Genomic DNA, 23,991 nt, shown 5'->3' with positions numbered 1-23,991 from the left:
CGATATTATTAATAAATATCGCTGGACTTTCAAAATAATAATAAATTTGGATCAGCATTCTGCGCCGTAGGTTCATTGTGTTTTCACTCAGCAATTTCTTAAGTAAAAAATAAAATCTAATCCCTGAGACAAAGATACAGATCTGTCAAAATCAAATGCATCATGGCACGTGCGTCCGAGCCAATAACCGCCGCTATATTCTTTTAAACGCTGGGAAAAGACCCAACCGCCGCCAACAAAAAACGGTAATGTTCCCCCACGATAGATAATCTGAAAATTGTACTCACGCCCCCATAAAGCCCCCTACCGCCTTGCGTAGCTCGTTGCTCAACCCCGCAATACGATAATCATTTATCGTATTGCGGGGTTCTCTAACTCAGCCCGATGCATCTAAATCCCACATAATCAATGACGCGGCAATTTAATTATTATTTATTGTTTTTCCAAAGGAATAGCTGAAAAAGCAATAGAAAATGCATTGTTTTTCATTAAATTACCACTCGCTAATTCTGCGATTAAATTCAGTGCTATTTCGCGATCCCTTTCATGGCACGCTCCCTCAGTAGTCAGACGCGCAATCAACTCAACACGCTCAAGCATGACCTGTTCTTTTAATTCGTTTCTCACAAAACTTCTCCCACATGAGATACTGTATAAACATACAGTATAATGATTGTTTGTACAAAGTGAAATAAAAAAATCAACCATAACCCTTTGTATCTTTGAGATATAAATTTGAACGTCTTCTCAGTTTTCTTTCACCATTCCAGACAAAACGGCAACACGGGCAAGGATTTCCTTAGCCTTTGCAAAAAAAGGTGGGGCGGTAGAAAAAACCTCTCCCGCTTCGGATCCCCGACACCATTTTCCGTTAAAACAACTTTTGCCATGCGCCATTAAGTGCAGCGCTTCGCACCGGCTTATAGTGATGCCGGTTAAAAGCTGTATTTCGTCAATCGTCCTTGTTATCGCTCCATCCTGCGCTGGCGTTCCGTGGATAAAATTGCGGCGCTCGGTCGGCTTTTTATCCCTTAACCTGTTAGTTAACTGCCGTCTCTGATATCGATTTAATGGTTTTGATAAATCCAGCGTCGGTGGATCGCTTTCGCTCCCCGTACAGTTATTGACAGAACTCCGAGAGGGCGCGGTCGCGCCCTTAAGGTCAACGACCAAATCAACAGCGCGTTTCGGGACAATCTTCCACTGAGTGAGGCGGGTCAGAATCGGTGAACCTGTACCGACTGTGACGTCGTACACGCCACGAATGCAGACAGTCTCCTCGCCATACTGGTTAAACTCGGCGCGAGACTCATAGAGCGTGCGCACCTGTAAATCATCACGACGGACAAACGCGCCGCCCTGCGCGTTGACATAGCCCGCCCAGTCACCAGCATCAGCGGCGTCATGAACGGCGGCAAATTCCACGCTAAGACCGTGGGCGGTTTCAGTGTCAGCCAGACGACGCAATTCGCGGTATACCGTCACAGGCGCGCCACCGATAAACTGGAATTGCCGGATGTGCCAGCGAGCCGCCCAGGCTGAAACAGCGGGAGCCGTCTCTTTCAACAGCTCGCCGCTTTCATCATCTTTCTCGCCATCAAGCGCATAACCGTCAATATTCTTGGAAATGTATTTAGCAACGTACCCCGTAGCGCTGCCTTTCTCCGGGTCGATAGCCTCGGCGTGAAAACGGGCTTTTCTGGCTTTATCGCTGCTGAGCTCGCTCTCATCTTCCTGCCACGCATAATCACGAATAACCCTGCGAACACGCTCGACATCTTCCGGCAGCATAAACATCAACATGTGCCAGTGTGGTGTGGCGTCGTGATGTGGCTCGGCGACGCGGATGCCAAAAATACGGATTTCTTCGCGGTGAAGTTTGGCGCGGATGCGCGCCCAGAGAGAGGTTAAATAATTCTGCGTATCGGACGGACTCGCACCGTTCCATTTGTGATTACGGTAGCCCGCTTTAGTTGTGGCGTGATATTTCGACGGTGCGGTCAGCGTATAAAATTCACCGACATAACCAAGCTCATTACAGATATTTTCGAACCCACGAATGCGGGTCATCAGCTCGCAGCGGCGAATGGCCGGATTAGCGACAGAGCCGTCGTATTTTTCAATCAGGCTGATGCGGTTGCCGTCCTCGTCTTCCAGCTCCAGACCTTTCAGAAATTCGCGGGTTCGGCGCTTTTGCTCGCGCCAGTCTGTCACGCATGATTTGCTGGCATAGGCGTGTTTTTTCTTGCTGACGTTGCCAACGGCAATTTGCAGATGTTCGCGCCAGGCAGATGCAACACGGCGCAAGCGGCCACGCCACCACGTTTCATTAAACATGCGCATTACCGCCGGTGCGATCTCATCCTGGCCGACATATTTGTTTGTAACGCGCTCCCAATTAGGCGGAGTGATATTGAATTGCATCGCAATCATACCGGCGCGCATATACCAGCGATAAAGCGCCTTAAGTTCTCCGGCATCGGTGTCGTCATTATTCGCCAGCTCACCGCGAATAAAATTCGCGATGTCGGCGGCAAGGAGGTCAATATCGGCTTTCGACATATCCGGGAGCCGGTTAAACCGCGCCACCATATTCACCAGGCGTGAGGCCAGATATTGCAACACGCCGGTATCAAAATGGCTGTTAAAAATGGCGGCAGATACATCGTGATTAATGCCGGTGGACTTATATTTTTTTGCGACCAGCTCAAGGCGCGGCAATGCTTTTTTGCAAAAGCTGATTAAAAAGGCATTGGCTCGCTGGCTGTCGTGATGTTGTTCCAGAGTGGCGGCGGTGCGGTACACGTCATAACGGACGCATTCAGGCTGAAGCGATAACGCCTTGCGGGCATGAAGCAACGCCGCAATCATATGATCGCGGCGATGCTGTTCGGCGTAGGTCAGATAAGGGCTGGCGATGGCTGACCGTGGCGAGTTCCACGGCCAGGCATAGGTTACGTTTACCGTCATGTTGCGCTGGCCTGGCGGCGCTCAATGCTTAACATCACATATCCCGGCGCCCATTCGCTGACATCAGTGATATGGGTAATCCGCACGAAAATAAAAGCACCTGTAAACCCGACAAGATTTGCATCATGTTCTGACTCGCCATATTCATTCAGACAGAGCGAATCCCCGACCGCGAAATCACGGTCGGCGAGACGTAGCTCAGCTTTTTTAATACCGAGAAGAACATCCCGAAAATGTTCAGGTTGTGTTTTGAGGTTGTGCGTCTTGCTCAAATTGCCCCCCTGTAATGCTTGTTTTTGAGTTCGAGCATTTGCTGGCAGGTCACGCAAAGCGATACGCCATAAATCGCCATGCGACGGGCTTCAGGGATTGGTGATTCACACTCTTCGCAAATAAAACGAGATGGCGCGCTTATACGGCTGCGCGCGTTGTTGATGTGGCGCTCGCGTTCTTCCTGCTCGCGCTGCTGGATGTGATCCATTGCATCGGCCATCAGTGAAGCTCCTGAGATTCGTTTTCGTAGCGAACGGCTTCAAGGCGCAGCAGTTCCGCAGCTTCTTTACCGCTCAGGCCTTTTTTAGTGATATGGATAGCCAACGCCTCAAGACGGATAGACACGGCTAAAGCGCGGTCTCGGCGCTCTTCGTTTTTAGCTTTATTAAGCAAGCTGACCAGTACATCGTTATCAGCTTCAAAATTGCGGGTTTCGATATTTTGCATTTTGCTTTCTCCTGAATTTGGGCAAAGAAATGCCCGGCGGGTTTACGCCATTAAATTTCTGTTGATATTAATTCGGCATGGTTAGCCGTTTGGGAAATAAGCTCACGACTGCGCGAAAATGGTTCATTGCTGAAATAAGCGCTTTTTTCTCGTCAGTAGTCAGCTCACTTAATTTGAGCCCGTGACGAACTGCCGGTATTTTTGCCAGAAAGAAAATAGCGGCCAGTGCACGCTCGTTGTCTTCATGCTGTGGGTCGCGTGTATCGCGCATATTCGCGACGAATTGCTCGACCTCTTTCCAGCTATCCCCCCAGAAACGCCCGCGTATTTCGGCGATATGATTCAGGCCGGCCATACGCGCGCCAGTGCTTAGCGGAACCGTTGCGGAAACAGCTTCGATAGCCATGCAGCCCCCTTGAAAGAAACAGGCTTTGCCTGAGTTTGTGAGCGCACCGGATGCCAGCGCTGACCGTTCTCGCCCACAATCCAGCCGTGTCCGTAATGCATGGCAGGGCTTTGCTTAACGAGTAAAGACGCGAATGAAGGTTCGTTATTCATCCTCACCTCATATCAGGCCAAATGACGCGCCTAGGCCGCTAACGGTATCGACGACACTGGACATTGCCGGGTTAGCCTGGAGGCGCGCCTGTAATGCGAGCGCGGTCAGCGAAAGCATGCGGATACCAGAATTAACGTTTTCAACCATTCTGTATTTTTTTGTCTGGGTTAATCGCTCTGTTGACACTGCGCCGCCCGCCAGGTCGCCAAGCTCAGCCATTGCACGCATGACGTAGGTTTGCATCTTGTCCTTCGCCAGCTCATTAACCGGCACACACGGCAAGCAATGGAGCTGAGCCAGAAAACCATCAACCAGCGTTGAATCTTCGGTGAGGTCTGTCAGCAACCAGATTTCACGTGGTGTTAACTGGTGCGGTTGTTCCGGGTTGAGTTTGTTGTAAAGAGTGTGCGGCTTGATACTTGCCTTAACAGCCAGCTCTTTCACGTTGTGAGTAGTCGCGAATTTTCTGCAAGCGTCATCAAAGTGTGTATGTGACGAAACGCGAAAATCTAACATGTTGGAAATTCCTTTATATCCCAAAATGGATTTATCAGGCTTGCATTGTGATTTCGCAGCCCTGAGCCGCTTCCACCGTCAGGGCGAACAGGTTCACTTCGATAAGGCTGTTAACGCCTTGTTTTTTTACGGATTGGAAGTCTGCCCTCACGAATCATTTGGCGGGCATAGCTAAGCTTGTAGCCGGTTCGGCGGCAAAACTCATCAATAGTGATGTATGGCTCAGACACTACAAGGTTGAAGCAGGGACGCATTGAAAAATTACGATTCATGATGCACTATCCTAAGTTTGGGTATTGTCAAAACTATTTAATAGTTTTCAAAACTATTCAAACATTCACAGATCGGAGAATAGGATCACAAAACGCCAATGTCAACACATAAAATCACAATTCGCCATATTAAAAATGAGTTGAAATCCTCGATCATGAAAAACCATGGGGGACAAAAGGTTATAGAACGCATACTTAAAGCATATGGTTTCTCTTCACGACAGGCTTTTTGCAATCACTTAGATATTTCACAAAGCACCATGGCTAATCGGTATGCAAGAGATACATTTCCAGCTGATTGGGTTGTTATTTGCAGCCTTGAAACCAGTGCTTCGCTTCTTTGGCTGAGTTGTGGTGAAGGAATGATGTTTGAGGACGGCAAAGATGAACGTGCAACTATTTTGAAATATTTTAAAATCACAAATGGGTTGTTGACATCACAAAACGAAATTGTTTATGACAACAGCGAAATTCCAGAAGGGTTAACTGAACCATTTGTTGTCTCAACAGACAAGTCTCGCTATTTAGTCGATAAGTATGAAGGTGAGGTAACAGATGGTCTGTGGCTAATAGAATTCGACAAATTAGCCAGTGTAAGAGAAATTTACAGATTTCCAGGTGGCCGTGTAAGGATCGAGAACGGCAAGGCATCATTTGAATGCGGAGCCTCTGATGTTAAGGTCCTTGGTAAAATTATTACTAAAACTGAATTTATCGATTAAGGATTTAGCATGACTACATCCCCTGAGAAAGATCAAGAAAAAGCTGCTATTAATAAAGCAGATAAGGATAAACCAAGTTGCTTTGTAATTATGCCAATCGCAGATATGCAAGGCTATGAATCAAGGCATTTTGACCGAGTCTACAATCATATAATTAAGCCATCTTGTAATCTTGCTGGTTTTAATCCAATACGGGCTGATGATGTCACAAGTTCTAACTTCATTGTATTAGATATACTCCGCAAAATTATTGAATGCGATATTGCCATATGTGACTTAAGCGGGCGTAATCCTAACGTGATGTATGAGCTTGGGTTAAGGCAAGCCTTTAATAAAAAAACGGTATTAATTAAAGACGAAAAAACAACGAGCCCATTTGATGTGCAAGCTTTTCGTTATTTTGAGTATGATAGTTCATTACGAATAGATAATGCACAACTAAACGTTCAATCAATATCTTCGGCGCTGAACTCAACTTATGGCGCAGATAGTAATGATATTAACTCAATCGTACAGCTATTAAGGATTCAGCCAGCCCAAGTTGGTGAGAAAACAGTATTAAGTCAAGAAAATTCCCTCTTATTCAAAGCGATAAAAGAGTTGGAGCAGAAGCTGAACCCACCAAAACAATCGATGAATAATGTAAATAGCTCCTTAATTTCCGTTGACGATGCTAAAAGATACTCAAATATAGGAGAGTCACTCAAGGACCAACTTGATTTCTATCCTATTGAAAGCCTTATAGGGAATCTATATTATGATACTTTAGAAAATAAAAATATCGGTACATTACAGGGTTTAATCCTAGATAAAAATGGAAAAGAGCATCTACAATTCAAGCTAGGTAGAACCCTGTCAAAAGTCAGCATTAATTCACCTTATCTGTCAAAAATCATCGAGGATGACATACCGTTCTAATTATGGCTGTTTCAAAATTATCTAATGGTAAATGGCAGGCTCAGATTTTCCCCAATGGTAGAGACGGGAGGCGTATTCGTCGTCAGTTTGCAACGAAAGGTGAGGCGCTGGCATTCGAACGCCATATAAAAGATCAGACACAGGAAAAACCCTGGCTAGGAGAGAAACCAGATAAACGACGCGTTACGGATCTGGTTGAGACCTGGTTCAATGCGCATGGAGTAACCCTGTCTGATGGAATCAAGCGCAAAGGTGCTATGGAGTTTGCCTGCTTAGCTATGGGTAACCCTCTTGCTACAGAATTTAACGCTAAGCTTTTTGCAACCTACCGCGAGCAACGTTTGAGTGGAAAAATAACTCGCTCTGATCGCGTAAAGGCAGTTACTCCCCGCACAGTAAATCTTGAACTGGCGTATTTTCGTGCGATGTTCAATGAACTAAAACGGCTTGACGATTGGAATGCACCGAACCCGCTTGAAAACATCAGAGAATTTAAAATTGATGAGGTTGAGCTGGCTTGGTTAACAATTGAAGAAGTTAGACAACTTTTAGCTGAGTGCGAGAAGAGCAAAGCGGAAGATTTAGTAACTATAGTAAAAATTTGCCTTGCGACAGGTGCGCGTTGGGGCGAGGCTGAGTCTCTAACCGGGAAGCAAATCAGTCCAGGGAAGATTACCTTTATAAAAACAAAGGGTAAGAAAAATAGATCCGTTCCAATTAGTGATGAGCTTTTCGAAATACTACCTAAAGTAAGAACATCAAAACCAGTATTTATCGGCTGCTATTCTGCTTTCAGGGGAGCTTTAAAACGCACAGGAATTGAACTACCTGACGGCCAAATGTCGCACGTATTGAGGCATACTTTCGCAAGCCATTTCATGATGCGTGGAGGCAATATTCTCGTACTCCAGCGCATCCTTGGTCATACGGATATAAAAGTGACAATGCGCTATGCACATTTTGCTCCAGACCATCTGACAGAAGCTGTAGAGTTGAATCCTCTAAATCTTATCTCATTACAATAAAAGGGCGAAATCAACGCCCTTTAAAAAAATCAAAGGACATCTTTCTCGAAAACACTAGCCTCAGGCAAATCAGGCTTTATTTTTTCAATTAAATCTTGGCAATCTTTTGTTCTATTTTGAAGAGCTTTTATAGCTTTTTCTTTTATTCTTGGTATATTGTTAAATCTACCCTTCATCATTCCGTCCGCCCCGTAAGAGCCCCAAATAGCTGCATCGCATACATGAACAATTAATTCAAAACATTCTATATCACTCATAAGAGCAGCAATATCTTTATCATAGGCACCGGCACTTTTAGCGAAAGAATTTGCCTCATCAAAGGTAGAGGAACCGGCCATTTCAAATATATTAATTATTAACTTATTCCTTGCCCAATCTTTACCCCCTATAAAACCCATTAACACAGGGCTAAATTTATATACCTTCAGAACATCATCGATATTAGCCTTGAAGTATTTATCAATTAAAGATTTATCTATGCATAGAATACTTTTTACTATCTGAACAGGATGTTTCAAGTATGTATGTTGGTCTGCTGTTTTGGTAGTTCTTATTATATCCCCGAACATTTTATTTAATCTTAAATAGACTATTTCATCCAACCCATTCAACAAATTTGCATTTGCTGAAATACATTCCATTAACAACTGTCCCTTACCTTCATCTGAGCTACTCTCTTCTAAAACTTGTTTTTTTATTTGCTCTAAAACATCTTGATTAAGAGGCTTACTCGACAATCCCAGTAAATATCTCTTAGCATTATTTTTTACCACCTCATTAGCATCATTCAATGATTCAATTAGTTTTTTTAATAGGTAAGGATAACCATCGGGATGTAGAGTTTTAACACCATCGTTAACTACAGTAGCATGATCTTGTATATTTGTAGTGGGAAACAAATATGCATTTGTTAGCTTTGATAGTATTTGGTCTGCCACTTGGGTGGTTGAAAGCACTGGCTTAGAAAGGAATAGTCTAATAGTCTCAGAATAAACATATCTTGCCTCTTCAGCCGTTGGCTTGTGACCAGAAGGGTGAGCAGCTTTATTTCTTAGAGTTCTCAACACAGAGAGGAAATCAGCATCTAACTCAGTAAGTATTTTTTCAGCTTTTAGTTTATTCAGTAAGTCATTCTCGTACACCTTCTGCTCTTCTCTTTTTTTATTAACATCAGTCAATATAGCTCTAGCTGTTTTATTTGTGGATGCTAAGCCGTCCAATTTCTTTAATAAATCTTCAAATATGGCGATGAATGATAAAACGATGCATGCCCGGTGAGCTCCGGTCATGTAGCATGTTAATGCTTCGCGCATATACTCTTTTAATTCCACATCAACAATATCACTTATAAGCTCTTCCATATCCCTTAGACTTGACATTTCAACCCCTTATCAGTATCAAAAAAAGTGACATTTAATTGTAAATACGATCGGCCAATTGCAATACGAATTCAATGTTTTTTCTGCCTGTACTAAAAATTTGAGTAGGCTTTTCTGCCACTCAAGGAAGCGAGAGGATTGGCAGCAAAATGGCAGCAGACCTAATCACTATGCTGCATCATTCTTCACTATTCGAAGTTTTAAGCCGTTGATAAATTTATAAATACTTGTTTTTTTAAGATTTTAGGTTGGGACTCATAATCGCTTGGTCGTTGGTTCAAACCCAACAGGGGCCACCATTTTTCAAGGACTTAGATATATTGTAAGTCCTCTTGCTTTTCTAGGATACCCATAGGATACCGCAGTAAGGTATAACCGAGTATTCCTCAGTGTTCTACAGTTGGGTCGTAGCAGCCGTTCAACTGAAATTTAAGAAGTGCTACGGGTTTGAGTGCCCCCTCATAGGCAACCTCAAGGAGTATTCTATGGATACTGTCGAAAAGGGCTCAGACCTGCTGTCTAAACGTATCTGTGCTATGAGCGGTCTTATCTTGGCTCTGGCAAGTGTTGGGCTTCATGCCTCTCTTGTTATACCTGTAAGTATCGCTCTGGTTTTCCTGCTGCGTAAATGATGGCGTAACAAGCCCGGCCTAACGAAAGTTAGGCCACCTTGTTTTGACATCCTTTCCTTCTCTATATTGAGGTCAATGATGACTACCAAATTCGAACAGTTGAAAAAAGAATTAACCGATTTGGATAAAATGGGCACACAATTAGTTTATTCAATGTACAAAGAGCAAGATCAGCTTGATGAAGATGCAATAAAAAAAATTACTGAAAAAGGATGGGAATTTGTATCTGTACATCAAGAGTATCAGCGCTGGTATACAAAAGCATATAGGGTAATATCTCAAATCATTCCTGAACGACTGAGTGAATTCGAATCCCTTTATAAAGCAGATCCAAAAAGAAAAGAGTTAAGTTATTCTAACTACACCATTTCTGATTATCTCATAAACATTGTCAATGGCAATAGGACCCGTGGACCTGAAGATGCCATTCCAAAGATGATAATTCAGTCAAAGATACTTAACTCTGCAAGAGAAAGATTTAAAAGTGCACTGTTTGATATTAAAGAGATTCTTCAGGCTGATATTTACGACTCTGAACTTGATACGGCTAACGAATTAAATAAAAAAGGGTTTATCCGTGCTGCGGGTGCAGTGGCCGGCGTGGTGCTTGAAAAACATTTAGCCCATGTTTGTTCAGTTCATAAAATCAAACAAAAAAAATCCAATCCATCAATTTCAGAATATAATCAAGCTCTCAAAGATAATGATATTACCGACACTACCACATGGAGATTCATACAGCACCTCGGCGATATAAGAAATTTATGTGATCATAATAAAGACAGAGAGCCTAAAAAAGATGAAGTTAATGAATATATCAGCGGGATAATGAAAATCACAAAAACTGTTAATTAATTTCTAAACGGAATATTTTAGCAATATTGTTTAGATGTTTTTTCCATTGATATTCAAAAATATTGATCAGCGGACTGTGCCTTTCTTAAATAGGCGGAACGTTGTGAAGGAGGGCGGATGATTAGCCGATCCTGCCCGTTCCGTCCGTGACCCTGCTTGCAAGCCATTTCAAGCAACACTAGTTCTCCATTAATCATGTTTTATCCCTCAGCCTGATGAGATGGTGGCCAGCCATCTTCACTTTCTGTTTCGGCAACCTTACGGGCCATTTCTGACCTGCCCCCCGGGATTAGATACAACCTTCAGTTAGTAATATCGGTTGGTTTTTCTTCATATTTCCTGTTTCGCCAGTCCGTTGCGAATTCAGCTGGTGTCTGGTAATCCAGTGATGAATGGGGACGACACTCGTTATAATCCTGCCGCCAGTCATTAATCGTTTTCCGGGCATGAAGAATATCGCTGAACCAGTGTTCATTCAGACACTCATCGCGAAAACGTCCGTTAAAACTCTCAATAAATCCGTTCTGCGTTGGCTTACCTGGCTGGATAAGCCGTAGTTCCACACTATGCTCAAAGGCCCATTGATCGAGCGCGCGGCAGGTAAATTCCGGGCCCTGATCGGTTCTTGTTGTCGTCGGATACCCCCGAAACAACGCGATGCTGTCCAGAATACGCGTGACCTGAACGCCTGAAATACCGAAAGCAGCGGTGATCGTCAGACACTCCTTCGTGAAATCATCCACACAGGTCAGGCACTTGATCCTGCGACCGTTAGCCAGTGCGTCCATAACGAAATCCATCGACCATGTAAGGTTCGGTGCATCCGGGCGCAGAAGTGGAAACCGCTCGGTCGCCAGCCCCTTACGGCGCCGTCTGCGTTTTACGCTCAGTCCATTAAGGTGGTAAATACGGTATACCCGCTTGTGATTGACGTGAAGGCCCTCCCTACGCAGCAACTGCCAGATGCGCCGATAACCAAAACGTCTGCGTTCAAGCGCCAGCGCAGTAATACGCCCTGATAAATGTGCATCAGCAGCCGGACGCTGAGCATCATAACGGCAGGTCGACAGGGACAAACCTGTAAGCCGGCAGGCACGACGTTGCGACAGACCGGTCGCATCACACATCAACACCACGGCTTCCCGCTTCTGGCCTGTCGTCAGTACTTTCGCCCCAGAGCCACCTGAAGCGCCTCCTTATCCAGCATGGCTTCGGCAGGCAGCTTCCTGAGCCTGACGTTCTCTTCCTCAAGCGACTTCAGGCGCTTAACCTCGGGCACCTCCATACCGCCATACTTCTTACGCCAGGTGTAAAAGGTGGCGTCGGAAATGGCGTGCTTACGGCAGAGCTCACGGGCAGAAACCCCGGCTTCAGCCTCGCGGAGGATACTGATGATCTGTTCGTCGGAAAAACGCTTCTTCATGGGGATGTCCTCATGTGGCTTATGAAGACATTACTAACATCGCGGTGTATTAATCAACGGGGAGCAGGTCAAACACATTAACGCATTCCCGTTAACTTGTGCGGGGGACTCTACTGGGAACTATAATCAGGGCGTTCAAATGATTTTGCACAAGCATCAAAGAAGTGCGGTCAGGTATGGTAGCGCCTGGGCCGCAAGTATACCGCCAGCAGCATTTTCTAGCACCACTTTGTACTCCCTACTGTAACTTTTATGACGGCCCATTTGGGCTTTGGTGATGCCGCCTGCGCTTGCAGGGTTTGCAGCCAGTGACAACCTTAGGGAGGGGCGTCCACCACATCACTTTATGCATAAAGCTCAGCTATGCATGTTAGGAGGGAGGGGCAGATCGACGAATCAAACAATCACGCTGTTGCGTGGGTCATCAACAGGCTTAACAAAACGAAGATATTACACTTTAATAGCTAGAAAAAACGCTCATAATGACATCCATAAGAACAAAAAACCTGTTCCCTAAGCTTCCAGACCAAACTTTATTCAGGAAAGTCGGTGTGTAGAGCTGTCAACATTTGCATCTGCGTAGTGTTTGGTTACATAGAACTCTATCGCATGATAACTAAACACCACTTACGAGTATTAATAACGTAAACAAAATCAGGATGTAAAGTTGAACGCACAAGCACAAAAACATCGACAACTAGTACTTTCTGTTCTTCAGAGCGAAGCGCTACATCAGCACCAAGTAACAGCAGCTACCAAAGTATTTGATGCTTTAACTGGCAATGTGCGAGCAGTAGTGACAGCCGCCGAAATGCAGGCAGGTAAATCAGGCATTTCGCTAGCCCTGTGTTGCTTACAGCGATTAAGTCTCTCCGAGACAGATATTTGCAACCGTAAGCAGCTAAAAGACACACTTTACCTGGTTACAATGCCTGATACCGCCCTCAAAGAACAAGCTGAAGAAGACCTCAGGCTTGCCAAGAATGTTGTCGTCAGTAATTTTGTGAACTTCGAAAAGGCATTGGAAAATGAATTTAAAGGCAATCCACCTAAGCTAATTATTATTGATGAATGTCACTATGGCTCAAATGTCACTGCTGTTCGATACAGTAGGATCTTCGACTACCTGGAACAAGAGAACGATAGTTGTAAAGTCGTCTTCATCTCAGCCACCCCCTTCGGTGCTCTCTATGGAGCAGAGACTGAATATCAAGAAGCTCTAGAACTTCAACAAGAAGCCAAGAATGATAATGATGCAGAACTATTAACTCAAGCCCGAAATGTTGCTGAAGCGGCCCTAAAAGACTCAATCTTGCGTCGAGACTTTAACACCCGTCTGGTATTCCACAAAACTAGCGATGAATACTACGGCGTCCGAGAGATGCTAATGAATAGTAAGGTCAAAGGCCTTGAGGATGAAAGTCGTAACTTCCTTTGCAAGTCCGTTCAACGCGATGAGTTTGTTCAACAATTTCTGAGTCATAAAGGTATGGGATGGTCACTCGTAAGGGTGCCCGCTGGTTTGGCGATGGAAGCTAAGCAGTTTCTCATATCGCAAGGCATCGATGAGAATGCTGTTTACATTATTGGTAATTCATTAGCTGGGGTACCAGAAGATGAACATTGCAGCATTGAGCAATTCAAAAAGGAGTTTGATGATGCTCAGTTGTTCGAAGAAAAACTAATCGCTATTACGGTTGCTGGAGCTCGAGCTGGGATCAACTTCGGTGCGATGATGAAAAATAATCTCATCTCGACGTGGGATAGTACAGTTGCCAGTGTGGCCGCAGTGGTGCAAGCCAACATTGGCAGGGCGTGTGGTTACCATGAAAACAACTCTTCAACTCATTTCACTAACTTAAATGCAGCTGAGGCTTATGCTTGTATCCTTGACCATCTTGAAAACACCTGCTCTGACCAAGCAGCGTCTGATTTCGAAGGGTTAAAAGAATTTTTTGAAGATGTGTGCCAGGAATACCATGTCAACGGTTTGGATGTTGGGTTAACTATCAAATACAAACGTCGTCGCCCAATCGGTGATGTTGAAACGTATAAAACTGATAGCTACATTGCTGTACCCGCAAAACTTCTTGACGATGATGCAGAGTTCACCGAGTACACCAAAGATAAGTATCTTCTTCAGGCGATCGATATTATTCGCAAAGAGTTCACGATTAAAGGTGTGCCAAGCGTCAAAGGTAATCGAGCTATGCGAGGTAAAGGCAAGAACTGGATCAAGGCACATTGGGTCAATGGGGATAGTTACAATAACCCTGAGAAGGCACGCGCTGACGGAACTCAAAAAGAAAAAACTAAAACCCACACCCAACAAATTGATAATGGGGAATATTTAGAGTTTAACCGCGTTGTAGCACCTGGTTCCGGAGAGTTATCTGAAGATAAGTTTGTGGTAGCAACCATTTTTAGCGTTTACAACATTTCTCGCCGAAATGTCGCAAAGAAAATTATGACTCTTGAAGATGTTTGGGAGATGTGCGACTACTTTAGTGTTGAGCATGATGACACTCTACTTGTTATCTACAAGCGCGGTGAGTATGACCTTGAACGTACTCTTGCTAAGAAACAGCACAACGAACTTCCTGAGCAGTCAGGTGAGCTTAGCGATGAATCCCATTTCTCTGACAAAGTAGAATCTACTTATTAATACAAGGGGCTGCATGCCCCCTAAACTTTATATTGACATATGAATAGCTCAAATAAGTATCGCAACTATGTCCAGAGCTCAATGGCTGAAAATACTTTTGAACACCAACGCAACGCTGCTGAGAAAGCATTTACTAAATTGAACTCTGGTTCAAAAGCAGTGATCCTTATTGCGGAAATGCAGTCAGGAAAATCAGGTGTCGCTCTTGCCCTTGCCTGCCTTCAGAGACTATCTTTACCCGATGAATTATTGGCTAACCGGAAATACTTAAAAGATACTTTATATCTTGTGACAATGGCAGATCTGGCACTTCAAGAGCAAGCAAAGCGTGACCTTGCACCCTGCAAAAATGTCGTTGTTAGTAACTTCACAAATATAGATAATGCGCTTAAATCGGATTTTAAGCGCCAACCACCTAAGCTCATCATCATCGATGAGTGTCACTATGGTTCTGGCATTGATAGTGTTCGCTATGAAAAGGTATTTAATTACCTGGAACAAGATAATGTAGACTGTAAAGTTGTATTTATTTCCGCAACTCCATTTAGCTCACTCTACTCAGCTAGCGAAGATTCCATTCTACGTCACAGCTTCAATACGTCTTTGGTATTTCACAAAGCTAGCGATGAATATCATGGCATTCGACAAATGCATCGCGGTAACCAGCTGGTCAAACTTGATGATGATCAGCGCGATTTTTGTGAAGATTCACTGCTACAAAAGCGCTTTATACGCCAGTTTAAAGAACATCAGGGCGTAGGCTGGTCACTAATTAGGGTTCCATCAAGTCAAGCAAACACAGCCAAACAAGTACTGATTAATCAAGGTGTAGATGAGGAGCAAATCTTAATCATAGGTCAAAAGCTTGTTGGCGTTGACGATCACGAACTCTCATCTATCGATGACTTCAAACGAGCGTACGAAACAGCAGCAATGTTTGATGAAAAGATAATCGCTATAACTGTGGCTGGATTTCGCGCTGGTATTAACTTTGGCCAAGAAATGAAAAACACGCTAATAAACACATGGGATAGCTCTATTGCCAATATAGCCGCAGTGGTGCAAGCCAACGTTGGCAGAGCATGTGGATACCACCAGAATACTCAGGCGAAACATTTTACAAACTTGGAAGCTGTTCGAGCGTATTCAGAACTACTTGATCATCTCGAGGCCAGCGATGAATTGAATGATTTCGATGGGTTACGGTATTCATTTGAAGATATTTGTGCGAAATATCAAGTCAGAGGCTTTGACCGAGGAATGTTTATCACCCCTTTTACTGAAACTGTAATCACCAAAAAACGTGATGATTCGGAAACATTCCTAACTCAAAGCTACCTAGTCATTCCTGGAAAATTGTCTGAGCCCGAAGCTAATTTCAGCGCCTATACCAACGATCCACAGCTGCTTGAGGCAATCAAATTAATTCGTGACGAATTCCTGAATGAAGGAGCGCCCTATCCTAAAGCTGGTCGTGCAATGAGAGGTGATGATAGGAACTGGATAAAAGCTCAGTGGGTAAATGGAGTCACCTATAATGACTTCTCGCCGAGCTGTGCGAAGAGCAGAGTGCTGGATTTTAATTCACGCCTGGAGCTGGGTGAAGATGTAGAATTCAACTTAATTGTTAACCCTGGTGGCGGAGAGACCACTGCTGACAAACTCATAGTTGCGTGTGTATTCAGTATTTATAATCTTTCTAAACAAAAAGATGCTTACAAACGTGCCATGGACCGAGAGGATATGCGGGAAATTAGTGAAGCCTTAGGTTGTGAATATGACGATACGATTATGGTGCTATATCAGCGCGGAAACTACTCTAGTGGAGTGACAGAACAAAAAAAAGTAACCACAAAACAGCTATCTCGCATCCACAATTCCAGCGTGTTCAAATAGCTAAAAGCCGCCGTTATAAGCGGCTTTTAGAAAATATTCGATGAAACTTATTTTAAGTAATAAAATTCTAGTCCTTAGTAACTTTAATTACAGGTGTCAGGCATTCTTGCAAACTTAGGCCACCATGATTGTAGTAATCTCCCGCAGTAAATGCACTGATGCCTGGAGCCATGGCAAGTGACACTGAGGAATTCCAATACCACTCTACCTGAGGCAAATTCGTACTGGCATTATCCTTGAGAATAGCACATCTTGATAAGTACTTACGAACCAATGGTTTTTCAAGATCTGCTTTAGGTAATTGATCTGGAAGCCATAACCAACCATGATCCGTGACAATACGGATTTGCTTCCATCCTGCTTCAAACAAATAGCTAACCCTATCAGCTATTTCTTCAAGAACATCATCAATACCAAGAGGTAATTTTCTTTGCTGCTGATGTCCCAGGTTATCCAGGTCACCTGTTTGTAGCCACGCTAAGCCATTAGGCTCACCAGTATCCAATCCTTCCAGGTATTGCCACCCCTGTTGTGCCAATGCTTTTTTTAATTGATAGCTACTAAACTCACTACCCGTTGCCACTACTGAAGGCTTAAAATCCTGAGTGTCATAAGCACCGTTCAAAAGTGCAGCAACAGGAGTAACCGCAGCTTTCGCTGTATCAGTTAAAGATGGCAGAGCACTCCATTGTGTTTTGGTATCGATAATCAAATGACGCGCAGTAAGCTTACGCTCTAATACTTTAGCGCAATCAAAACGCAAACCATCTACAAAAAACACTACCATCCCTTTAACCTGGTAAGTAGCTGTCGCTTCCTTAATTTCAGTATTCCCGGGATATCCTTTTCTTTTAACCAACTGTTGGAAGTTGAGCGATACCTCGTTCAACCAAGGGGAATATATTATTTTTAATACATTTGCGACTAATTCCTGTTGGCCCGGTTCTTTTGCCAATGCCATGGCCTGCAACGCTGCAGCATCGACTTGCCAGAAGCACTCCTGATATAGCTCTGCCATCTCTTCCGGTGACTGATGATTGAACACTTGCTGGGTCAATTCAGCGACTTTTGCCAGATGGGCCAAAATCTCGAGGTATTTAGATTCTCCTAATCGATACCAAAGCCAGCTTTCGCGCTCTTTATTCTGTTGATATAGTGAACAGATAGTTCCTCTAACTTTGTTTACATCAAGTTGAGGAAGGCCAGCAAGCGCATCGGCAAGGCTTTTTTCATCGCGAGTATTTTCAATAGGATAATGACTTAAATCAGCAGCTAAATCAGGGGTTACATCACGAAGGACAAGGATTAATCCTGATAGGTTATGTGCGGTATCTTCAAAGCGCTGCCACACTTCTTGCCACGCCCCTTGGGCAGATAAAAGGGATGCGAGCATTTGAGAATAATTAGCATCTGTTGGTTCATAACCAAACTGACTTGAGCAAGTATTACTGAAAAGCGACCATTTATTGTCGTCCCACTGCTTACGCTTATCTTCGGGATTATTCAGCCACCCAAGAAGATCTTTAATAGGATCATTAAATACTAATGATTGAAAATCTTTAGCCTCTAACCGCTTTCCTTGTAGGTCTTCAATACGGGATTCTAAAAGATCCTTCAAGATTTGGGGGATAATTTCTAATGTGTTTTTATCTTTTGCTACGTCTAATTCAAGCCCAACGCGTGGGTTTGTCAGAAAAGAACTTATACTCCAGTCACGACCTGCTGTATTATAGGCCCACCAACATCCTCGATATTGCAATTCAGCTAAAGGTCGTAAATAGTCCGGACAATCTTCGATAGCGCGTAACGCTTTTCGCCCAATTTTAGGAAGATAGATAATTGGTGTGCGACCTTCAGGTAACATAACCTCTTCCAACACCCCAGCAATGGCACACTTTAACCAAATAGCCGGACCAATCCGCTGCTCTGGTTGATATTCACCAAGCTCGAGCAGCTCGGGAATGAATTGTTTAATCAAAGGCATAGCACTTTGCCATTGGCAAGCTTCATCTGTCCATAGAACCGCTGCAGGGGCCTCTTGCACCGCAGGATTAAAATTTGCACTACCTCGTAGCTGCTCTATCAATTTATCAATTACTTGCATTCGTTATCTCCTGACTACACCCGGCAAACTAAAAAGAGTCAGGGCCTTATCCACCATCATTGCTGTTCTTTGCTCAATTAGTTCTACTGACCACGTCTCGGCAACAGCCAACTCTTGATTTAAATACAACCCATTGTTATAGCCGACAGGGCGTTTATCACGAGTTGTACGATCGCGCTTTTCTAAAAAACTTTTATTCCCTAAAGAGCTGTTGTAACCCGAGATTGTCAAGTTACCAAGCTTGTGGACATGACTTTGACGATACTGCTCCGCTAGCGTTTTATCACCATCTGCCAGCATATCTACCCAAGAGTCCGGTATATTTATACCTTGGGGGAATACGTGCTCGATGGTCCACACATATTGCTTACTTTCTACCGCCCACAGGTCTACTTGGTTTTCCTTGGTCATCATACTCTCTTCAAGAGCACACAGAATAAAGCGACAGACCCAGCTATTTTCTTCATATAGGCCACCACTAAGTGCTTGGCGGAAATGCTCATCAGAGGTACTGACAGACCCTAGGGTATTAGCAATAGCACTGACAACCTGCTCACCGTGGCAGCTTTGCAGAATTTCAGTTAACTCCATAAATATGCGGTTTAAATCCCGAGTAGCAGGCACATCAGTAGTGTTCCTACGGACAAAGAAGTTGATCAGCAAAGTGACCACTTTTTCAATATGCTCAATGCTCAATGCTAAGTTCTGTCGTCTGGCAAACAACATTAGCAATAAGAGATAAGAAGGAGCGCCTTGAATTCTATCCAGACTTTTAAGCAGTTTTGTTAGTTTAGGTTCATCCGGAACTTCGCAATTCCCTACAATCTGCGCATACCAGTCAGAATGACTGCGCATAGCTTGTAGGAATTGATGCGGATCATGAGCAATCAATTTTTCGAAAATTTGAATAAGATTAGATTTCGTCGCTACTGGTACATTGACGATATCTTTTAACTCAGGCTTGAACGCATTGTAGTACTGACGGAAAAAACGCTCTTGTACCCCATAATCATCCCCCAGGGCTTCCATCACTTTGGTCCAGCTGATAAAAGACTTATCAATACTGCCCGGCTCAATCTGTTCGATCTTCGCCAGTAGCTTGTTTTGCATTAAATCAATCGCGGTAAGAGGCACACCGCGATTGTTAAGTGACTCAAACAGGGTGTAAGCATCTGAATGACTTGCCACCTCTATTTTTACTAGAGTAGATGCATTGACTTTATCAAGTAGCGCATTCAGTGCCTGCAATTGGGTTTCGCTCTCACTGACATACTGTTCAATACGCATTAAAAAATGTCGATAGGCGCGAAATACCCGACGATTACCTGCATTGGAAACCCACTCAGCTTCTTTAAGAATGCCAGCCTCTTTCAACACCGCCAGGTAATCCTGCTGGTTGGCATTTTGCACCTGAGGTACTAATCGGGGCTGGTCCGCATTCTTTTTCAGCACCAATTTATGCTTCAGGTTATACAGCTCTATCTGCTGCTCCATCTGAAGTTCAATGCCCAACTGGTTGTAGCTTGCATAAATAGCAGCTAACAATAATGACAATGTGGTCATTCGCTGTTGGCCATCCACCAACTCTAACTGCTGCAGAGCCAGCGTATCTGTACTTTGGTTGATACAGATAATCGACCCCAAGTAGTAATTAAGGTCGTTTTCTAACAGATCTTCAAACAAGGCATCCCATTGCCATTTACCCCAGGTATACTCCCGTTGGTAGCGTGGGATGGCATACACCACCCCGGCTTCAATATCCAACAAGGTTGACACCGGATAGTTGAATACTGATTTAATCATCCGTGATTTTCCTTATTTTCATGTTCGTCTCTGGCAGCTTGTTTATCTGCAAGACTGATATGGTGGTCATTGATACGGGCCCCTTCTTTTTCACCATATTGCAGGCCCAGGTAATACCAGGGGGCCGATTCAACATCGTTGCCGCGATCCTTACCCCACTTAATATTGGGTTTTGCTCGCAATATTCCCGCGCCTTTCTTATCTACATCTGGTGCCTGCATAAATGGCCGAATATTTAGGCGCACACCATCATTTAAGTCCGGGTTCCAGCCCATAGGTTGTTCGTGTAACGGTTTCCAGCGCACAAAAATGTCGAGACCACTCTTGCCGGTGATGGCATCTCCTTTAAGGATGGCTTCCAGCGAGTCTTTGAGGTTTTTAGCCGCCATCAAACGACTTTCTGCACCATCAATGCCTTCTTTGAAACCGTGCTCCTGAGTACGGATCCAGTCACCAAGATAGGTATAAATCAAGCGTTCTAAACCCTGGTAATTGAGCTTATGGTAGTTGACCAGTACTGAGAATCCATCTTTAAGACCATCCCAGATTTGCCAGATAAACGGGCGATGCTGGAAGAGCTTGCAGTGTTGTTCAAAGAACTTATCCCGCAGCCAGGTTTCAAGGCTCTTACTACCAACACTGGCAAGCAGATCACTGAGAACACTGGATGACCAATCCTCTTCGTAGGCAGCCTGAAGCATGGCTTCCAGGCGAGAAGCCGCGGCTTTTTCCCCGCGAAGTGCTGGCAGGCAGACTATGCCATCATCATCCACGAGTTTAAGCAATTCATCAGATTTACCAAGCCAGTGAAGCATTTCATCAGCCAGTTCCATTTTGTCATCCAGCTCTGCTGGCCACCGGTACCCCAATAGGCGAGCTATAGCAACTTGCAATACAGTTTCATCGGTACGCTTATCCGTGATGACGGTGCACTTTTTCTTTTCATCCCACACGACAGAACCACAAGGATGACCATGGAAAAGCCATTGAGTAGGGTCATTAGTATAAAGCTTGGGAAAGAGTGAAAAACTATCCCATTCATTCAAATCAACTTGTACCTTACAGGCAGTAGCATTAGTTAAACTAAGTTTTTGGTCTAACTCTCTGATGCTGACTCGAAAATCCTCAGAGGTGCAGTAACTCCAAATCGCATTAAGATCACATTCATCAACTGGAACAATAGTTATAAGGTTATTATCGAACTTCTCTCCATAATAGGGAGTCGCTTTCAACCCTATTCGGGTAATTGCTACCCCTTTTCTTTTCCAATGTCTATTTCCAGACTCATGCATATCATGAAGTCTTGCACGGTTTTCTGACGCGAATTTATATAATCTCCCTCTACTTTGCTCCCAATGGATGATTTGTTCTCGTCCGGTGACTTGTTCGTGGCTAGCAAATCCATCAACAAAATATTCCCAATCCAAATCTAAAGTATCTATTTCCCAAAATTTGAAGATGTATGAGTTTCTATCTCCAGTAACTATCCCTTGATAAGCCGTTGCTTTTTCGCCTAAAAAACCACCTTTATAAATAACTTTTTGAATCATTATTCTTGCATCAGGGTTTTCCAACTGCCTAGACTGCACAAGTCCTTTCGGTGAAGAAATCTTCAACTGTTCTGCTTTCTCTGATGCACTTTTTACTTCAGAGACATCCAAACAATGTAATAGAGTACCCTCAGGAGCTGAACCTTTGTTCAGAGTGATAAGAATAGCCTGCACCACCTCTCCTGAAATAGTTTCAAACGCCTTAGAACCTAAACGAGCTAAAAGACTCCACGTATCTCGAGTCAACAACTTTTCGCGAAATTTTTTATAGCTGGAGAGAAATAACCAATTTTGAGGTAAAACAATCGTTGTTGTACCACCAGCTGGGCTGAAATCCAGACAGCGCTCCATAAATATGGTAGCCAAGTCAGACTTCGCTTCAGAGAAAAATTGCTCACTAAAATCTTGTAATATCTTACATTGTTTCCCTCGACCCAAATATGGCACATTTGTAGCAATTAAATAATACCGCTGTGACAAAAGATGCGCTGCCATAGCTAGCCCTTGAGCTGTTACCTGAGCCGTTTTCGCTTCATCATTTGTTGTGGCTTGTAAATTCATTAGTACTTGCCAAGGTGCAGATTTTCCTTCAGTTTTTCCTTCGTAATATGCCATGTTGACATCAATCAGGCTGCCCAGTATAGGGGCATCTTTGAAAGTTCGGGTGAACCAGCCAAGTGCCTCACTGATTTCCGGCTTGTGTTTTGCCAAAGCCTGCCATTCCTGCGTGGCAGCACTAACATCCAGCCCGGAGCAGGCAATATTTATAGTAGGGAGGGCTCGGTAACCACCGGCATTGGGATAACGCCAGGCCTCCAGCGCCAGAGCAAAGGCTGCAATCTCCACACAACGGCTGTCTAGTTCAAGGCCATAAAGGTTATCAGCAAGCACCTTATCTACAGCGCTTCTGGCATCAAGACCTTCAAGCTGCATACGCATTGGCACCAGCATCAGGAATAATGCAACAAGAAAATGCCCTGAACCACAGCACGGATCCAGCGCTTTCAGTGCACGAACTTCCTGTGGCCAGCCATCAAACCAGCCGCCGGCGGCTTGCCACAACTCACCCTGCTCATCGCTGGTTTTAACAAAACGCAGATATTCCAGCGGCACACCCTCGATAGCGGCAGCCTGACGTAAGGTTTTCTCATCACTGGCCGAGCGTAAATCCGCATCCGTCAGCTGTTTTTTCGCCCACCACGCCCCCAGGCTGTTATCCAGCAGGAAGCTCACCATATAAGGCTCAGTGAATAACTGGGTGACCGGGCTTAACTCATCCGCACCAATCGGAATACCCGCGGCATTTACTTCGTCTTTACGTTTGCTTTGCCAGAACTGGTAACACCATCCTAGGCTATCCTGGGCCTGAAACACCGCACCAGGAAGTGTCAGAATCAAATCCTCTAATTCACGAATGCGGTCGACGGGAATTTGCAGCTCAAATATGGGGGAATCGACCCTAAATACCTGAGGCAGCATTCTCTGCGCCAGTTTACCGGCCAGTTCCCACCCATCTTTACAGCCTTCTTCTTCAGCATATTCCTGACAGTCGGTCAGCGTGACAGCAAGATATTTATCCAGCATCAGCAGATTGTTTTGTTCCAAAAAGCGGGCAAACAACATACGATGCCAGTGCTCATAGCTGACCTCCGCCCGCAGGCGTTCAGTTCCCTGCACACCATTAGACTGCAGCTTATCTCCCAACTGGCGGGCATGGGCTCGTAGGCGATTACGCAGCTTACGCTCATCATCGTTCAGGTATGCCGGAGCTTCCGCCGTCTCCACTCCTAAACGTATTAATGCTTCTGATGCAGCTTTTTCTATCAGTTCTCGGGCCCTGACAACGACTTTTTCCAGCTGATTTCTAAGCGTTTTATCCAGTGACTGTCGCATGTAGTACTCTTAAATTGAGGTTACTTCTAATTTTGCATATAGACTCGCACCTGAAGCCCAGACAAGGTTGTCTGAACTTCAGGTGTGAT

The 23,991-nt window shown here is 44.3% G+C and carries 20 protein-coding genes and 1 pseudogene; 7 read left to right on the top strand and 14 right to left on the bottom strand.

What is annotated here, in order from left to right; translation table 11 throughout:
* Positions 1-432 precede the first annotated feature (432 nt).
* The 9 genes and pseudogenes from RT644_RS03835 to RT644_RS03795 all read right to left on the bottom strand — a co-directional run bounded on the left by RT644_RS03835 (position 433) and on the right by RT644_RS03795 (position 5,037).
* Positions 433-627 carry a hypothetical protein gene (locus tag RT644_RS03835; protein WP_313625776.1) on the bottom strand — a complete coding sequence of 65 codons (195 nt, stop codon included), beginning with the start codon at positions 625-627 and terminating at the stop codon, positions 433-435.
* Between the two features lie 120 nt (positions 628-747).
* Entirely contained in the window at positions 748-2,970 is a 2,223-nt protein-coding gene (locus RT644_RS03830; RefSeq protein WP_313625774.1) for a replication endonuclease, read from the bottom strand.
* Positions 2,967-3,242, bottom strand: a complete 276-nt coding sequence (locus RT644_RS03825; protein ID WP_313625772.1) for a DUF3850 domain-containing protein — start codon at positions 3,240-3,242, stop codon at positions 2,967-2,969. The genes RT644_RS03830 and RT644_RS03825 overlap by 4 nt, the downstream gene beginning before the upstream one ends.
* A complete protein-coding gene (locus RT644_RS03820; RefSeq protein WP_045514317.1) occupies positions 3,239-3,463 on the bottom strand; it encodes a TraR/DksA family transcriptional regulator in 225 nt (74 codons plus the stop codon). The genes RT644_RS03825 and RT644_RS03820 overlap by 4 nt, the downstream gene beginning before the upstream one ends.
* Positions 3,463-3,690, bottom strand: coding sequence for a DUF2732 domain-containing protein (locus RT644_RS03815; RefSeq protein WP_020455346.1), 228 nt, complete (start codon positions 3,688-3,690; stop codon positions 3,463-3,465). The genes RT644_RS03820 and RT644_RS03815 overlap by 1 nt, the downstream gene beginning before the upstream one ends.
* A 67-nt stretch (positions 3,691-3,757) precedes the next feature.
* Positions 3,758-4,096 carry a DUF5347 domain-containing protein gene (locus RT644_RS03810; protein ID WP_313625769.1) on the bottom strand — a complete coding sequence of 113 codons (339 nt, stop codon included), beginning with the start codon at positions 4,094-4,096 and terminating at the stop codon, positions 3,758-3,760.
* Positions 4,060-4,248: a phage filamentation protein Fil family protein gene (locus RT644_RS03805; RefSeq protein ID WP_313625767.1), complete on the bottom strand. Its 189-nt coding sequence runs from the start codon at positions 4,246-4,248 to the stop codon at positions 4,060-4,062. The genes RT644_RS03810 and RT644_RS03805 overlap by 37 nt, the downstream gene beginning before the upstream one ends.
* Positions 4,249-4,255: 7 nt before the next feature.
* Entirely contained in the window at positions 4,256-4,765 is a 510-nt protein-coding gene (locus tag RT644_RS03800; protein ID WP_313625765.1) for a phage regulatory CII family protein, read from the bottom strand.
* 34 nt (positions 4,766-4,799) lie between these two features.
* A pseudogene (locus RT644_RS03795) lies at positions 4,800-5,037 on the bottom strand (regulator).
* Positions 5,038-5,135: 98 nt separating this feature from the next.
* On the opposite strand from RT644_RS03795, the gene RT644_RS03790 reads away from it, so the two are divergent.
* Genes RT644_RS03790 through RT644_RS03780 form a run of 3 tightly spaced genes read left to right on the top strand, consistent with a single transcriptional unit; the run spans position 5,136 to position 7,702 of the window.
* Positions 5,136-5,759: a phage repressor protein CI gene (locus RT644_RS03790; protein ID WP_313625763.1), complete on the top strand. Its 624-nt coding sequence runs from the start codon at positions 5,136-5,138 to the stop codon at positions 5,757-5,759.
* A gap of 9 nt (positions 5,760-5,768) precedes the next feature.
* On the top strand, positions 5,769-6,677 hold the full coding sequence (locus RT644_RS03785; RefSeq protein WP_313625761.1) for a hypothetical protein: 909 nt from the start codon (positions 5,769-5,771) through the stop codon (positions 6,675-6,677).
* 2 nt (positions 6,678-6,679) lie between these two features.
* A complete protein-coding gene (locus RT644_RS03780) occupies positions 6,680-7,702 on the top strand; it encodes a tyrosine-type recombinase/integrase (protein WP_313625759.1) in 1,023 nt (340 codons plus the stop codon).
* A gap of 29 nt (positions 7,703-7,731) precedes the next feature.
* Here the strand turns inward: RT644_RS03780 and RT644_RS03775 are convergent, their stop codons facing one another.
* Positions 7,732-9,081: a hypothetical protein gene (locus RT644_RS03775; protein WP_313625757.1), complete on the bottom strand. Its 1,350-nt coding sequence runs from the start codon at positions 9,079-9,081 to the stop codon at positions 7,732-7,734.
* Positions 9,082-9,566: 485 nt separating this feature from the next.
* On the opposite strand from RT644_RS03775, the gene RT644_RS03770 reads away from it, so the two are divergent.
* Positions 9,567-9,713: a hypothetical protein gene (locus RT644_RS03770; RefSeq protein ID WP_313625755.1), complete on the top strand. Its 147-nt coding sequence runs from the start codon at positions 9,567-9,569 to the stop codon at positions 9,711-9,713.
* A gap of 75 nt (positions 9,714-9,788) precedes the next feature.
* Positions 9,789-10,568: a hypothetical protein gene (locus RT644_RS03765; protein ID WP_313625753.1), complete on the top strand. Its 780-nt coding sequence runs from the start codon at positions 9,789-9,791 to the stop codon at positions 10,566-10,568.
* A 302-nt stretch (positions 10,569-10,870) separates the two neighbouring features.
* Here the strand turns inward: RT644_RS03765 and RT644_RS03760 are convergent.
* A protein-coding gene (locus RT644_RS03760) for an IS3 family transposase (RefSeq protein WP_313625751.1) occupies positions 10,871-11,991 on the bottom strand; the annotation gives its coding sequence in 2 pieces (ribosomal slippage) (positions 10,871-11,733 and positions 11,733-11,991; 1,122 coding nt in all).
* Positions 11,992-12,658: 667 nt separating this feature from the next.
* Here RT644_RS03760 and RT644_RS03755 point away from each other — a divergent pair.
* Together RT644_RS03755 and RT644_RS03750 are read left to right on the top strand one after the other, a co-directional pair.
* Positions 12,659-14,656 carry a DEAD/DEAH box helicase family protein gene (locus tag RT644_RS03755; protein ID WP_313625749.1) on the top strand — a complete coding sequence of 666 codons (1,998 nt, stop codon included), beginning with the start codon at positions 12,659-12,661 and terminating at the stop codon, positions 14,654-14,656.
* Positions 14,657-14,737: 81 nt separating this feature from the next.
* Entirely contained in the window at positions 14,738-16,552 is a 1,815-nt protein-coding gene (locus tag RT644_RS03750; protein ID WP_313625747.1) for a DEAD/DEAH box helicase family protein, read from the top strand.
* Positions 16,553-16,619: 67 nt separating this feature from the next.
* Here RT644_RS03750 and pglZ read toward each other — a convergent pair whose 3' ends face one another.
* From pglZ to RT644_RS03735, 3 genes are read right to left on the bottom strand one after another with little or no spacing between them, the layout of a single operon-like run.
* Positions 16,620-18,656 carry a BREX-1 system phosphatase PglZ type B gene (pglZ, locus tag RT644_RS03745; RefSeq protein WP_313625745.1) on the bottom strand — a complete coding sequence of 679 codons (2,037 nt, stop codon included), beginning with the start codon at positions 18,654-18,656 and terminating at the stop codon, positions 16,620-16,622.
* Positions 18,657-18,659: 3 nt separating this feature from the next.
* Positions 18,660-20,459 carry a DUF262 domain-containing protein gene (locus RT644_RS03740; protein ID WP_313625743.1) on the bottom strand — a complete coding sequence of 600 codons (1,800 nt, stop codon included), beginning with the start codon at positions 20,457-20,459 and terminating at the stop codon, positions 18,660-18,662.
* Complete coding sequence (locus RT644_RS03735) at positions 20,456-23,902, bottom strand: Eco57I restriction-modification methylase domain-containing protein (protein ID WP_313625741.1); 3,447 nt, start codon at positions 23,900-23,902, stop codon at positions 20,456-20,458. Before RT644_RS03735 ends, RT644_RS03740 begins: the two co-directional genes overlap by 4 nt.
* Between the last annotated feature and the right edge of the window lie 89 nt (positions 23,903-23,991).

Source organism: Kosakonia sp. (assembly GCF_032104925.1).
Taxonomy (GTDB): domain Bacteria; phylum Pseudomonadota; class Gammaproteobacteria; order Enterobacterales; family Enterobacteriaceae; genus Kosakonia.
The sequence above is the reverse complement of the archived record's forward strand: the minus strand, read 5'-3'. Positions and strand labels throughout refer to the sequence as shown.

Excerpts from the sequence above, each read along its gene's own strand:
- RT644_RS03805 (WP_313625767.1), bottom strand. The coding sequence starts at position 4,248 with ATGAATAACGAACCTTCATTCGCGTCTTTACTCGTTAAGCAAAGCCCT.
- RT644_RS03790 (WP_313625763.1), top strand. The coding sequence starts at position 5,136 with ATGTCAACACATAAAATCACAATTCGCCATATTAAAAATGAGTTGAAA.
- RT644_RS03775 (WP_313625757.1), bottom strand. The coding sequence starts at position 9,081 with ATGTCAAGTCTAAGGGATATGGAAGAGCTTATAAGTGATATTGTTGAT.
- RT644_RS03740 (WP_313625743.1), bottom strand. The coding sequence starts at position 20,459 with ATGATTAAATCAGTATTCAACTATCCGGTGTCAACCTTGTTGGATATT.
- pglZ (WP_313625745.1), bottom strand. The coding sequence starts at position 18,656 with ATGCAAGTAATTGATAAATTGATAGAGCAGCTACGAGGTAGTGCAAAT.
- RT644_RS03750 (WP_313625747.1), top strand. The coding sequence starts at position 14,738 with ATGGCTGAAAATACTTTTGAACACCAACGCAACGCTGCTGAGAAAGCA.
- RT644_RS03830 (WP_313625774.1), bottom strand. The coding sequence starts at position 2,970 with ATGACGGTAAACGTAACCTATGCCTGGCCGTGGAACTCGCCACGGTCA.
- RT644_RS03770 (WP_313625755.1), top strand. The coding sequence starts at position 9,567 with ATGGATACTGTCGAAAAGGGCTCAGACCTGCTGTCTAAACGTATCTGT.
- RT644_RS03785 (WP_313625761.1), top strand. The coding sequence starts at position 5,769 with ATGACTACATCCCCTGAGAAAGATCAAGAAAAAGCTGCTATTAATAAA.
- RT644_RS03800 (WP_313625765.1), bottom strand. The coding sequence starts at position 4,765 with ATGTTAGATTTTCGCGTTTCGTCACATACACACTTTGATGACGCTTGC.
- RT644_RS03815 (WP_020455346.1), bottom strand. The coding sequence starts at position 3,690 with ATGCAAAATATCGAAACCCGCAATTTTGAAGCTGATAACGATGTACTG.
- RT644_RS03735 (WP_313625741.1), bottom strand. The coding sequence starts at position 23,902 with ATGCGACAGTCACTGGATAAAACGCTTAGAAATCAGCTGGAAAAAGTC.
- RT644_RS03820 (WP_045514317.1), bottom strand. The coding sequence starts at position 3,463 with ATGGCCGATGCAATGGATCACATCCAGCAGCGCGAGCAGGAAGAACGC.
- RT644_RS03780 (WP_313625759.1), top strand. The coding sequence starts at position 6,680 with ATGGCTGTTTCAAAATTATCTAATGGTAAATGGCAGGCTCAGATTTTC.
- RT644_RS03810 (WP_313625769.1), bottom strand. The coding sequence starts at position 4,096 with ATGGCTATCGAAGCTGTTTCCGCAACGGTTCCGCTAAGCACTGGCGCG.
- RT644_RS03765 (WP_313625753.1), top strand. The coding sequence starts at position 9,789 with ATGATGACTACCAAATTCGAACAGTTGAAAAAAGAATTAACCGATTTG.